Genomic DNA, 12,677 nt, shown 5'->3' on the forward strand with positions numbered 1-12,677 from the left:
ATAGCTTCCGTTTGTCCAGCAATGACAGCGAACCAGCCCGATATCGATGCTGACGGTGAATTCGAGTTTGGTGCGGACACAAACGGCTCCAGCGATGCGGCCATCAACGGTGGTGTCGACGACACGATCGCCGACGTCTACACCGCCTCCCAAGATGTCGCCGACGGCGTCGAGGAGATCTCCGACCGAGCCCACAAACAGTCGAACAACATGCGGGAGGTCTCCGCGGAGGTCTCGGATCTCAGCGCGGCCGTCGAAGAGATCGCCTCCTCCGCCGAGGAGGTTGCCACCGCCGCCGACGATGCCGACGAGCGCGCCCAGGAAGGCGAGGCAGCAACCCAGGAGGTCGTCGAGGCGATGACCGAGATCCAGTCGGCGACTGAGGAAGCTGTCGAGGAGATCCGGACGATCCGGGAGGGCGTCGAGGAGATCACCGCACTGGCCGACGTGATCGACGAGATCGCCGACCAGACGAACCTGCTGGCGTTGAATGCCTCGATCGAGGCCGCTCGGGTCGGCGAGGAGGGAGAAGGGTTTGCGGTCGTCGCCGACGAGATCAAATCGCTTGCCCAGGAGTCCCGTGAACAGGCCGAGGATATCGATGCGACCGTCCAGCGGGTCACCGAGGACGCCGCTGGCGCGGTCGAGACGCTGGAATCCAGCGTTGAGGAGGTCGAAACCGGGATGAGCCGCGCCAACGAGGCGAAATCTAGTCTCGATGAGATCACGGATGCTGTCGGCGAAGTGTCGGCCGGTGTCGACGAGATCGCTGCTGCGACCGACGAGCAGGCCCAGAGTGCAAGCACCGTTGCCTCGATGGTCGATGAAACTGCCAGCAACGCCGACAAGATCGACAGCGAGACCGAGACGATCAGCGACCGGATCGACGAGCAGATCGCGATGCTCAACCGACTTCGGTAGCCCTGCCGACCCGCTTTGCGTTCAGCACACCCACTTTTCGGTTCGACCAGTAGTTTCATGCGCTGATAGCTTGGTTTCTACCAGCCATATCGCGTCAGGGTCGACCGATAGAATCAGGTAACCCTTCGGTCAATGAGGCGGTAGGAATGTTCAGGAAGGTTCTGGTTGCCAACCGCGGTGAGATCGCGGTTCGGGTGATGCGCGCCTGCGAGGAGTTGGGCGTCCGCACCGTCGCCGTCTACAGCGAGGCCGACAAACACACCGGCCACGTTCGCTACGCCGACGAGGCCTACAATATCGGCCCCGCCCGCGCTGCTGATTCCTATCTTGATCAGGAGGCTGTTCTTGAAGCCGCAGCGAAAGCGGGTGTCGACGCGATCCATCCGGGCTATGGCTTTCTGGCCGAAAACGCCGAGTTCGCCCAAGCCGTCGTCGACAGCGGCTTTGTTTGGGTCGGCCCTGATCCGGACGCGATGGAGGCCCTCGGCGAGAAGACAAACGCTCGCGCGCTCATGCAGGAGGCCGACGTGCCGGTCGTTCCGGGGACGACGGAGCCGGTCTCGTCGGTCGCGGAGATCACCGCTGTTGCCGACGACTATGGGTATCCTGTTGCGATCAAAGCGGAGGGTGGCGGTGGCGGTCGTGGGCTGAAAGTCGTTCACAGCGAGGACGAAGTCGAAGCCCAATTTGAAACCGCCCAACGCGAGGGCGAGGCCTACTTCGATAATAGCTCTGTCTACGTCGAGAAATATCTGGAAACACCCCACCATATCGAAGTCCAGATCCTCGCCGACGAACACGGCAACGTTCGCCATCTCGGCGAACGCGACTGTTCACTCCAGCGTCGCCACCAGAAGGTCATCGAGGAAGCACCCGCCTCGATTCTCGACGACGACCTTCGTGCGGAGATCGGTGACGCCGCCAAACGCGGCGTCGACGCCGCTGGCTACACCAACGCTGGCACCGTCGAATTCCTCGTCGAGAACGGCGAGTTCTATTTCATGGAGGTCAACACGCGGATTCAGGTCGAACACACCGTCACCGAAGCGATCACCGGCCTCGATATCGTCAAATGGCAGCTCCGCGTTGCTGCGGGTGAGACACTCGATTTCGCACAGGACGACATCGAGTTCGACGGCCACGCCATCGAGTTCCGGATCAACGCCGAGAACGCCGCCGCGGAGTTCGAACCCGCGACCGGCACGCTTGAGACGTACGATCCCGCCGGCGGGATCGGCGTCCGCGTCGACGACGCGGTTCGGCAGGGCGACGAGATCGGCGGCGACTATGACTCGATGATCGCGAAGTTGATCGTTTCGGCGAGCGACCGCGATGAGTGTCTCACCCGCTCGGAGCGCGCTCTCGCGGAGTTCGACATCGAGGGCATCCAGACGATCATCCCGTTCCACCGCCTCATGCTGACCGATGAGGCCTTTTCAAATAGCGAGCATACGACAAAGTATCTGGATGAGCAGCTGGATCAGAGCCGCATCGAGGAGGCGGTTTCCCAGTGGGGGCCAAGGGATGTTGGCGACAGCGACGGCGACGACAGCGACGACAGTGATGACGACGAGGCGACAACTGAACGCGAGTACACCGTCGAGGTCAACGGCAAACGCTTCGATGTCAACCTCGAAGCACACGACGCGCCGGCGATCGACGTTGGCTCGGTCGCTGTCGACGACAGCGGGGGGATGGATCGCCCACCGCAGGCCGACAGCGACGACGAGGACGAGGCGGTCAGCGTCGAGGGCGGCGACACCGTCACCGCCGAGATGCAGGGGACGATTCTCTCGGTCGATGTGGCGGCAGGCGACGAGATCGCCGCCGGCGACGTGGTCTGTGTGCTGGAGGCGATGAAGATGGAAAACGACGTGGTGACCGAACGCGGTGGCACCGTCACCGAGATCATGATTGATGAGGGCGACAGCGTCGATATGGGCGACGTGTTGGTCGTCGTCGAGTAGCTCGCTGCTGCGGTCGGCGTCGACACACTACTTACGCGCTGTCGGGAAGTGGCTCGACGCGGAACACGTAGTCGTCGTAGACGGCATCGAGATTGACCGGGCGCTCCTCTGCGGTGTGGGTTGCACACAACTCGACCCGTGCTTCGACAGCCCCGTGGCCGCCTTCCTCCTGATAGCGTTCAACCACGACAAACGCCGCGGGCTCGGCACAGTCACGGCGGTAACATGTCGCTGGCGCGTCGGGGTCGGCCTCATCGCCTCGCTTGCGGGCCTCCGCTCTGTCGCGCTCGCGTTGCCGGTTGGCTTCGTCGTCGGCCTGTTTGGCCCGCCCTTGTTTGGTATCTGCCATACAGAATGGCGGCGTGGCAGCGACATAACGTTGTGGCTACCCGCCTTAGCTCCCGGCGGTATCGAGCTGTCGCGTCCGCCGCTCGACGATGAGGAGTGCTGCCAACCCCAGAATAATCAGCGTGTAGGAGCCGGCAGCCATCAGGGCCGCGCCCTCGTCGGCGTACTCGCCGGTGCGGAAGATGATCGCCTTCCGAACCATGGCGATAACACCGGTGTAGATCACCAGCCGGACGATCCGTCGGGTTTCGCTCTCCTGGGTGTAGGCGACAACCGTCTGATAAACCTCAACGATAATAAACAGCAACAGCGCGGTATCGATGAAGCCGACGACGACGAGTGGATCGGTGATACTACCGCTCAGCGCGCTTTCGAAGATCTGCAAGCCGAGATCAAAGACACCGATCGCAAACAGGAGCACAAGCACCACCGCGGCGATCACCTCGACGTACCGCAACAGATGCTCGCTCGCTCCAAGAATTCGCTCGTCGAATGACTCGGCTGGTGAGAGCGCACCACCGACCGGCTCTGTCTCCTCGTTGTCCATACTGTCGTATGAGCGTCACGCGGCATTAGTGTCGTCCCTAACACGGCGTGAATCGTCTCTCGATGCGGCCGCACAGACAACGACTGGTGACTGTTGTCGTTTGCGCCGGCGACGATTTTTCATCCGAGCCGCAGATAGCTTGTCTATGGCCACGATCAAGGACAGTGTCCACGACCACATCGAGATCAGCGGTGTCGCCGAGGCCCTGCTCGATACGCCGACCGTCCAGCGGCTCCGTCACATCAGCCAACTCGGGACGGTGCAGCTCGTCTACCCCTCGGCGAATCACACCCGCTTTGAACACAGCCTCGGCGTCTACCATCTCGCTGACCGCGCGCTCGCCGAACTCGGCATCGAAGGTCGGGCGGCCGAACGCATTCGGGCGGCCGCCTTATTACACGATGTTGGCCACGGCCCGTTCAGCCACAACATCGAGGCGCTCATCCACCGCAAGACCGGAAACTACCACGACGATGTCGACGAACTGCTTGCTTCGGGCGATGTCGGTGAGATCCTTCGTGAGCATGATCTCGACCCGGCGCACATCGCCGGCCTCGTCGCTGGCGAGGGCCAGTTCGGCCAGCTCGTCTCCGGCGAACTCGACGTTGACCGGATGGACTACCTCGTCCGGGATGCCCACCACACCGGCGTTCCCTACGGCACCATCGACGCCGAGCGACTCCTTCGGGAACTTACCTTTGTTGACGGCGAGTTGGTGCTTGCGGCGGGCAACGTCCAGACCGCCGAGAGTCTGCTGCTGGCTCGCGCGCTGATGAATCCAACCGTCTACATGCACCCTGTCGCCCGCATCAGCAAGGCGATGTTGCGTCGGGCCAGCGAGCGACTGTTGGGAACGACCGACATCGACGCGGACGAGTTGCGGCGGATGGACGACCACGATCTGCTGGTCGCCCTGCGGACGACGCCAGCGACCGAGGCCTTCGCCGAGCGGTACGATGAGCGTCGGCTGTTCAAACGCGCTGTCTGGGCGGAGCTGCAAAACGTCCCTGACGAGCTGCTTGATCTCGACCACGACGAGCTCCGGGAGTTGGAGGCGACGATCGCCGATCGGGCCAACGTGCCCGAAGAAACCGTGATCATCGAGATCCCAGAGGAGCCATCAATGCGGGAGTCCTCAACGCGCGTCGTCGTCAACGGCGAGAGCCGGAACCTCAGCGCGCAGTCACCGCTGGTGAACGCGTTACGAACCACCCAACGCGGCCAGTGGCGACTCGGCGTCTACACGACGCCGTCGGCCGCTGATCGTGTTGGCCACCTCGCCGCTGCGGAACTTGGTCTCGATATCACCGGCGGGCTTGTGACCGAATCTCGGCAGGGAATCCACGCAACGCTGGATGAGTTCGAGTAGCGGGGACGACGCTGACTAGTAACTATCATACCAGCTCCAGCCCCTACAGTCGGGTGTGACTACATGGGTTGAGACGACGGGTGATGGCCGGGGTCGCGGCCCGGTCGGGATCGCTCGTGCGTGGGCCGCGGTGCTTCGTCGCCCTCGGCGATTTTTTACGACCGGTGTCGCCCCCGGTGAGCAAGCCCCTGGCCTTGCCTTCGCGGTCGTCGTCGCTGTCGTCTATGTTGCCGGGCTGTTAGCCGTCCAACCGGGGTTGATACTCGGCACGTCAGTTGTGCCGATTCTCGGCGGGAGTACCGCGCTGACGATGCTGTTGGTTCTGCTCGTGACCGCTGTCGTCGCTGCGCCCGCCGGACTGCATCTGACCGCGGCGATCCAGACGGTGTTGTTGATGCTGACGGTCGATGATCGCGCCGGCGTCAGCGAGACGGTGCAGGTCGTCGCTTACGCGACCGCACCCTGTGCGCTGACGTGGATCCCGGTGCCAGCGGTGGCAGCGGCCTGTACGCTGTATGGGGCCGGGCTGTTGCTCGTTGGGCTTGCAACCGTTCACGAAACGTCGCTCCTGCGGGCGATTGTAGCGGGTCTCATCCCGGCTGTCCTCGTGTTCGGTGTTGGCTTCCGTGGGCTCTGGCTGCTGGCAGCACTCGTGGGGTAGCTGACAGCCGCGTTTCGACAACCGTTAAAGGGAGGCCCCCTAGTTCGGGAACAAATGGGTACCTGTATCATCTGTGGCACGCCCGTCGACGGCGGCCACGTTTGTGCGAGTCATCAAGAGGATGTCCTTTTCGAGTTCCGTGGCAACAACGCTGCTCAACTCGTTTCAAGCCGTTTCTATACGGGAACGGTCGACGGCTACGCCGATTTTGGTGTCTTCGTCGATATCGCCCCCGGCGTGACCGGGCTGTTGCACCGCAGTGAACTTGATCGGCGGCTCGATAGCCTCGATTGGGAGCCCGGCGACACCGTCTGCGTCAAGGTGACCAACGTCCGAGATAACGGCAACATCGACCTCGCCAAATCGATCCGCCAGTCCGAGCGAGAGTTCCGCGGGAAGATCATCCTTGATGGCGACGGCGAGACGCTTCCGGGCGACGAGGACGACGCTGATGCTGATACCGACGAGGAGGCCCCCAACCCGGAGTCGACACCGGCTGAGTCTACGGGTGACTCAGCCGACACCGACGACGTTGCTATCGATACCGATGACACCGCGAGCGACGCTGCCGATGCTGGGTCATCGACGACAGAGCACGACCCATCGCCGACCAACGCGGCGGCCGATCCGACACCGGCCGAGACCGATGGCGACACAGCAGCCGCCACTGAATCTACCAGCGACGATGTCGCGTCAGAATCCGTTGCCGACACGGCTGGTGACACCACAGACGCTGCTGTCGACGCTGAATCCGTCACCGACACGAACGGCACAGCGGCCGTCGCTGTCGCCGACTCCGACGACGCCGAAACCGTAGACGCCGACACCGTGACCGACGACGATGCTAACCCCGACAGCGGCACAACGGTCACAGCACTCACCGACCGGGTCGGCGAGTCAGTTCGTCTCGACGGTGAGATCGTCAGCGTCCGCCAGACCGGCGGGCCAACCATCTTCGAACTCCGCGATGAGACCGGTGTCGTCGACTGTGCGGCCTTCGTTGAGGCTGGCGTTCGCGCCTACCCGGAGATCGAGGTCGGCGATGTCGTCCGCCTCGACGGCGAGGTTGAACAACGGCGTGGCGAACTACAGGTCGAAACCGAGGAACTCGTTGCCTTAGAGGGCGCTGCCCGCGAGGCCGTGACCGACCGGCTGGCCGACGCGCTGACCGACCGCGCCCGCCCTGACGAGCTCGATCCGATCGGCGATCACGACACTGTCGCCGGGATGGCTGCGTCGCTGCTGGATGTCGCCGAGGCGATCCGGCGAGCCATCTTGGAATCGCGGCCGGTCGTTATCCGCCATCCCGCAACCGCCGCGGGCTACGTCGCCGGTGCGGCCATCGAGCGCGCTGTCCTCCCCCTCGTTCGAGAGGAACACGCCCGCTCGGACGCCGAGTACCACTACATCGTCCGCCGCCCGCTGGAGAACGCGGTCTACGACATGGACGATGCAACCAACGACGCCACCCAGATGCTGCGGGATCGGGATCGACACGACGAGAAGCTGCCCCTGTTCTGCTTTGTCGGCGCGGGCTCGACGGCTGACTCCGTCGATGGACTTGGGCTGCTCGGCGTGTACGGTGCCGAACGGATCGTCCTTGACGCCATCGCCGCCGACTCCGAGGTCAGCGATGTAGCCGAGCAGGTTGTCACCGGCGACGCCGCTGATCTCTCGATCGGCGCGCTGACGGCGACGCTTGCGGCCGCGCTCAACCCTGAGGTGCGCGAGGAGATGCAGCACCTCCCGGCGATCAGCTACTGGGAGCACACGCCCACGGCGTACACCGAGGCCGCCGAACAGGCCGGCTACGATGCCGAACAGGTGCGACACCTCCGGGAGGCCATCGCGCTTGAGGCCTACTACCAGTCTTATCAGGACAAACGCGAGTTGATTACGGATCTTCTGTTCGACGACCCGGGTGGACTTGCGGGCCACATCGCCGAGCAGTTCCGACAGAAACTCGACGATGAGATTGAAACCGCTCAAGCCAACCTCGACCGCCGCGAGCATGATGGCGTTGGGGTTGCGGTACTCGATACCGACCAGTTCACCCATCGGTTTGATTTCCCGCCGACGACGCTCCTGCTTGATGAACTTCACTACGTCGAACGCGACGAGGATGGGTTCCTCACCGTCGGCGTTGGGATGGATGAACTGTATCTTCGGAGCAGCCAGCCCCTCGATGTTCGTGCGATCGCTGCGGCGGCCGCCGAGGCCGCACCCGAAGCCGACGTGACCGCCCGCGGCATCCGTGAGGGTCGCATCGAGTTCCTTTCGGGTCGACGCGAGGCTGCTCGTGAGGCCGTTATCGACGCGGCTGTCGACCGCTTCGAGTAGCTGCCATCTCCAACGCTGCTTGCCAGCCGGTTCAACACCGGTGTGTCATGGTGTTACAAATGTATCGCATCCTTGCCAAATACATGAAACGTTTTATACCGCTATATCTATACTTTTGAATAAGGTACTGGCGTTGTATCGGCCGCGGTGATCGCACCCTTAACCACCATGTTCAGCACCAACGAGCGCGGTCAGGTCGGGATAGGAACACTTATCGTTTTTATAGCGATGGTGCTCGTTGCTGCGATCGCCTCCGGTGTGCTAATTACGACCGCCGGACAGCTTCAGTCTCAGGCCTCTCAGACCGGTGAGGAAACCACCTCACAGGTCAGTGACATAGTCCGGATCACAGACATTATCGGCACCGCCAACGCCAGCGGTGGAACGACCGAGATCGAAACCCTCGAAGCGAAGATCCGGCTCGCTTCGGGTGCTGATTCCGTTGAGATGAACGAAACCTCCTATACGATCGCGACGATGGGAGATACGAACGCCGCGACGGTTGTCTCCGGAAACGAAAGCACCACCGGTATCAGCTACAATCAGTCACAAGGGTTAGCCGCTGGTGAAACAACGCTGACAGACCAAGATCAAGTTATTATCGCAAAGTTTGACCTCACAAACCTCTCTGAGGTAAATCCCCTTGCTGCTGACGACCGTGTCTCGATTAGCATTGAATCTCCGGCCGGCGGTCGGACTGTTATCGAGAAACAGGCACCTGGACAGCTGAATGATGGGGGCTCCTACGTACTCAGATAACGGCCTTCTATTGAGATAGTAGCTGTTTCTTTACCAACTAGCTGACTCTGAGCAACGAACAGACTCCGGACTCTATCGGTACAGCCCTCCTGATTTCGCCGAGGAGAGACAGGCTCACACCAGCGGTGGCTTTTTGCGCTCAGACTATGATATATTATCATAAACGTTTTACAGACCACACAGCAGGTTCGGGGAACCGTCGTGACCGAACTAAATCGGCACAGCGCGATGACGCTCCGGTCTGTGGACGACCGCACGTATCAGATCATCGACTGTGCGTCACCGGGGGCTGTAGACGAGCTTGCCGGGCTGACGGTCGGCGACACCGTTTCGGTCACCCTCACCGAGGCTGCCTGCCGCGGCAACGGGTGGCGGGTAATCGCTGTCGACACCGCCTGTGCGGTCGTTGACGCATCGCTTGTCGCCTGAGGTCGCCGTCGACTCTCACAGACCGCGAGCGACGCACACCGGAACGACACCCCTTTTTCCCGTCGTCGTGAGATATCGGTATGGACGCCAAGCGGGAGCTCTCTAGCATTGACCTTGCCGCCCTCGTCACCGAGATGGGCCGCTACGAGGGCGCGAAGGTCGACAAGGCGTATCTCTACGGCGATGATCTCCTCCGGCTCAAATGTCGGGATTTCGACCGCGGTCGCGTTGAGTTGCTGCTTGAGGTCGGCGAGGTCAAACGCGCACACATGGCCGACCCCGAACACGTTGCTGACGCCCCCGGCCGGCCGCCAAACTTCGCGAAGATGCTACGCAACCGCCTCGGCGGCGCGGATTTCGCCGGTGTCACCCAGTATGAGTTCGATCGGATTCTCGTCTTCGAGTTTGAACGCCCCGACGCAAACACGACCCTCGTTGTCGAACTGTTCGGCGAGGGCAACATCGCCGTTCTTGATGAAACCGGCGAGGTCATCCAGAGCCTCCAGACCGTCCGGCTGAAATCCCGGACGATCGCTCCCGGCAGCCAGTATGCGTACCCCGACTCGCGGATCAATCCGCTCTCGATCGGCTACGATACCTTTGCCAGAGAGATGGACGACTCCACCAGCGACGTGGTGCGCACCATCGCCACCCAACTCAATCTTGGTGGGCTTTACGCCGAGGAGGTCTGTACCCGCGCTGGCATCCCGAAGGAGACCGGCATCGACGAGACCGACGAGGCCGACTATCAGGCCCTCTACGATGCTCTCACCGAGTTAGCCACCCGTGTCGATGCCGGTGATTTCGAGCCGCGGATCTACCTCGATGACGACCGCGTTGTCGACGTGACACCGTTCCCGCTGGCCGAACGCGAGGCCGAAGGGCTTGATGAGGCACATTACGACGATTTCACCACCGCCGTCGACGACTACTTTCATCGGTTTGATCGCTCCGAGGACGATAGCGATAGCTCCGAGCCTAACACCGGCAAACCGGATTTTGAAGCCGAGATCGCCAAACAGCAGCGCATTATTGACCAACAGGAGGGTGCTATCGAGGGCTTTGAGCAGCAGGCCGCCGCCGAACGCGCGAAAGCTGAAGCCCTTTACGAGCAGTACGACCGTGTTGACGAGATTCTGACAACGATTCAAGCTGCCCGCGATGATGATGTCTCGTGGGACGAGATCGACGCCACGCTCCAAGAAGCCGCCGACGCCGGCCTGTCGGCTGCTGAGGCTGTTGTCGAGGTCGATGGCTCAGAGGGAACGGTTACCGTCGATCTGGGTGAGACACAGGCAACCGTGGACGCGACTGTTGGCGTTGAAAAAAACGCCGACCACCTGTATCAGGAAGCCAAACGCATCGAGGACAAAAAGGAGGGCGCGAAAGCCGCGATCGAAAACACCCGCGAGGAGCTTGCGGCCGTAAAGGCGCGCCGTGACGCGTGGGAGGCCGATGATGGCGACAACGGCGATACGCGCGGCGAGAACGACGATAGCGATGCCGACGCCGACGAGTTCGCCGATGCCGACTGGCTTTCGCGGTCGTCGATCCCGATCAAACGCGACGAAGGCTGGTACGAACAGTTCCGGTGGTTCCACACGACCGACGGCTTCCTGATTATCGGTGGCCGCAACGCCGATCAAAACGAAGACCTTGTGAAGAAATATATGAGCAGCGGTGATCGGTTCTTTCATGCGCAAGCCCACGGCGGCCCGGTGACGATCCTGAAGGCAACCGGCCCAAGCGAACCCGCCAAAGCGGTCGACTTTCCTGAGACAACCCTCCGACAGGCCGCACAGTTTGCTGTGTCACACTCGTCGGTCTGGAAGGCTGGTCAATACGCCGGCGACGTGTATATGGTCGAGCCTGATCAGGTCTCGAAAACGCCGGAAAGCGGGGAGTATATCGAAAAAGGGAGCTTCGTGATCCGGGGCGACCGCACCTACTTCACCGATCTCGCTGTCGACCTCGCGGTTGGGATTCAGTGTGAGCCGCAGACGCGTGTTATCGGCGGGCCGACCGCCGCTGTCGCCGACCATGCCGCGACACACCTCGAACTGCAACCCGGCAAATACGCCCAAAACGACGCGGCGAAACGCTGTTACCGCTCGCTGAAGGGTCGCTTTGCCGACGACAGCTTCGTGCGCTCGGTTGCCAGCCCGGATCTGATTCAGGAACACCTGCCCGCAGGCGGCAGTGAGATCGTCGACTGACCGTTCCCGGCAGGCTGTCGTCGCCGCGACGCGCAGGTATAACTGCCCGGAGCGTCTGGGCTGAGGTGATGCTCAACGAGGCCCTCCGCGTTCCGTACCGCGCTGTCGACGCAACAGGGACGCTGCTTGTCGGAGCGGTGTTGACGGGGCTCACCGTTGTTGCCGCCGCCGGCTGGTTCGCGTTGCTGGCGGTCGAACCCACAATCGGTGCTGCGGTGACGCCGATCATCTTCCTGTTGAGTCTGTTGGTGCGGGGGTATCTGGTTCGTGTTGTCGCCGCTGGGATCAGCGAGCGTTCCGACGCGCCCTCCTTTGTCCGGTGGGGGTCGCTGCTCCGTACCGGGGCACAATCAACGCTCGTCTCGGCGATCTACGCGCTGCCGGCGTCGGCCTGCGTCGGCCTCGCTGGGGGCGCAGGCGCGGCCACGATCATCGACCCACCCGGGTTCGAGGGGATTCCGCAGGTGCTCGCGGCGGTCGCGATCCTGATCGGTGGGTTTGGGCTTCTTCTCTACGGGCTCGTCTATCTGTATCTTCGCCCGGCCGCGCGGGCTGTGTTGGCGGCGACTGGTTCGCTGCTAGCGGCGATCAACCCCCGCCGGGTGGTGAGCGTCTCGATGGCAGGCTCGTATCTTGCCGGTTGGCTGATTGCGATCGGACTGTTGACCGTCGGCCCGCTGTTGGTGACACCGCTGATCGTGGTCTCGGTGCTCGCCGGTCTGTACGACATCGCGTTGGCTGCCATCGGTGGCCTGCTCACCCTGCTTGTCACGGTGGTGCTGTTGTTCTCGTTGCGGATGTCGGCAGCGTGGGCGACAGGGCGGGGAGCCGCCGACGCGTTGCGGCCTGACAGTGGCATCGGGATTGTTGCTGATGCGCTGCCGGATGCACCGACAGTTATCGATACCGAGATCCCAGACCGCCCGACAGAAGCCCCGCCGGCGGTACAGGTCGGACGTGAGGTTGCTGCCGGCACAGGCGGCGCCGTCCAGCACACAGACGGCGGTGCCGACCAGTCACCCGGGTTCGGGATGCCAGAGTCGACAACACCGACGACGGCGTCCGCGGGTGACGACGAGCCCGGGGAGTTCGACTGGGACGCTGCTGAGCGGGAGTAGTC

Annotated in this window: 11 protein-coding genes; 9 read left to right on the top strand and 2 right to left on the bottom strand. The window is 62.5% G+C overall.

Annotation, left to right across the window (positions count from 1 at the left end):
• Positions 1-21: 21 nt before the first annotated feature.
• Together DP106_RS02740 and DP106_RS02745 are read left to right on the top strand one after the other, a co-directional pair.
• A complete protein-coding gene (locus DP106_RS02740) occupies positions 22-921 on the top strand; it encodes a methyl-accepting chemotaxis protein (protein WP_120083243.1) in 900 nt (299 codons plus the stop codon).
• 146 nt (positions 922-1,067) lie between these two features.
• The gene (locus DP106_RS02745; RefSeq protein WP_120083244.1) at positions 1,068-2,888 is read left to right on the top strand and encodes an acetyl-CoA carboxylase biotin carboxylase subunit; all 1,821 of its coding nucleotides are present in this window, start codon (positions 1,068-1,070) and stop codon (positions 2,886-2,888) included.
• A gap of 31 nt (positions 2,889-2,919) precedes the next feature.
• Here DP106_RS02745 and DP106_RS02750 read toward each other — a convergent pair whose 3' ends face one another.
• On the bottom strand, positions 2,920-3,237 hold the full coding sequence (locus DP106_RS02750; protein ID WP_120083246.1) for a hypothetical protein: 318 nt from the start codon (positions 3,235-3,237) through the stop codon (positions 2,920-2,922).
• 45 nt (positions 3,238-3,282) lie between these two features.
• On the bottom strand, positions 3,283-3,783 hold the full coding sequence (locus DP106_RS02755; protein WP_120083247.1) for a phosphate-starvation-inducible PsiE family protein: 501 nt from the start codon (positions 3,781-3,783) through the stop codon (positions 3,283-3,285).
• 145 nt (positions 3,784-3,928) lie between these two features.
• On the opposite strand from DP106_RS02755, the gene DP106_RS02760 reads away from it, so the two are divergent.
• From DP106_RS02760 to DP106_RS02790, 7 genes are all read left to right on the top strand, one after another.
• Positions 3,929-5,152 (top strand): HD domain-containing protein, encoded by a 1,224-nt coding sequence (locus tag DP106_RS02760; RefSeq protein ID WP_120083248.1) that lies wholly within the window; start codon positions 3,929-3,931, stop codon positions 5,150-5,152.
• Positions 5,153-5,207: 55 nt separating this feature from the next.
• Entirely contained in the window at positions 5,208-5,813 is a 606-nt protein-coding gene (locus tag DP106_RS02765; RefSeq protein ID WP_120083249.1) for a YIP1 family protein, read from the top strand.
• A 54-nt stretch (positions 5,814-5,867) separates the two neighbouring features.
• Positions 5,868-8,153 (top strand): OB-fold nucleic acid binding domain-containing protein, encoded by a 2,286-nt coding sequence (locus tag DP106_RS02770; protein WP_120083250.1) that lies wholly within the window; start codon positions 5,868-5,870, stop codon positions 8,151-8,153.
• 168 nt (positions 8,154-8,321) lie between these two features.
• Positions 8,322-8,912, top strand: coding sequence for an archaellin/type IV pilin N-terminal domain-containing protein (locus DP106_RS02775; protein ID WP_120083252.1), 591 nt, complete (start codon positions 8,322-8,324; stop codon positions 8,910-8,912).
• 228 nt (positions 8,913-9,140) lie between these two features.
• On the top strand, positions 9,141-9,341 hold the full coding sequence (locus DP106_RS02780; protein WP_120083253.1) for a hypothetical protein: 201 nt from the start codon (positions 9,141-9,143) through the stop codon (positions 9,339-9,341).
• A gap of 80 nt (positions 9,342-9,421) precedes the next feature.
• Positions 9,422-11,557, top strand: coding sequence for a ribosome rescue protein RqcH (gene rqcH / locus DP106_RS02785; protein ID WP_120083254.1), 2,136 nt, complete (start codon positions 9,422-9,424; stop codon positions 11,555-11,557).
• A gap of 68 nt (positions 11,558-11,625) precedes the next feature.
• Complete coding sequence (locus DP106_RS02790) at positions 11,626-12,675, top strand: DUF4013 domain-containing protein (protein WP_120083255.1); 1,050 nt, start codon at positions 11,626-11,628, stop codon at positions 12,673-12,675.
• Positions 12,676-12,677 lie beyond the last annotated feature (2 nt).

It is taken from the genome of Halonotius pteroides, assembly GCF_003605635.1.
GTDB classification, from domain to species: domain Archaea; phylum Halobacteriota; class Halobacteria; order Halobacteriales; family Haloferacaceae; genus Halonotius; species Halonotius pteroides.

Excerpts from the sequence above, each read along its gene's own strand:
- DP106_RS02740 (WP_120083243.1), top strand. The coding sequence starts at position 22 with ATGACAGCGAACCAGCCCGATATCGATGCTGACGGTGAATTCGAGTTT.
- DP106_RS02745 (WP_120083244.1), top strand. The coding sequence starts at position 1,068 with ATGTTCAGGAAGGTTCTGGTTGCCAACCGCGGTGAGATCGCGGTTCGG.
- DP106_RS02750 (WP_120083246.1), bottom strand. The coding sequence starts at position 3,237 with ATGGCAGATACCAAACAAGGGCGGGCCAAACAGGCCGACGACGAAGCC.
- DP106_RS02755 (WP_120083247.1), bottom strand. The coding sequence starts at position 3,783 with ATGGACAACGAGGAGACAGAGCCGGTCGGTGGTGCGCTCTCACCAGCC.
- DP106_RS02760 (WP_120083248.1), top strand. The coding sequence starts at position 3,929 with ATGGCCACGATCAAGGACAGTGTCCACGACCACATCGAGATCAGCGGT.
- DP106_RS02770 (WP_120083250.1), top strand. The coding sequence starts at position 5,868 with ATGGGTACCTGTATCATCTGTGGCACGCCCGTCGACGGCGGCCACGTT.
- DP106_RS02775 (WP_120083252.1), top strand. The coding sequence starts at position 8,322 with ATGTTCAGCACCAACGAGCGCGGTCAGGTCGGGATAGGAACACTTATC.
- DP106_RS02780 (WP_120083253.1), top strand. The coding sequence starts at position 9,141 with ATGACGCTCCGGTCTGTGGACGACCGCACGTATCAGATCATCGACTGT.
- rqcH (WP_120083254.1), top strand. The coding sequence starts at position 9,422 with ATGGACGCCAAGCGGGAGCTCTCTAGCATTGACCTTGCCGCCCTCGTC.
- DP106_RS02790 (WP_120083255.1), top strand. The coding sequence starts at position 11,626 with ATGCTCAACGAGGCCCTCCGCGTTCCGTACCGCGCTGTCGACGCAACA.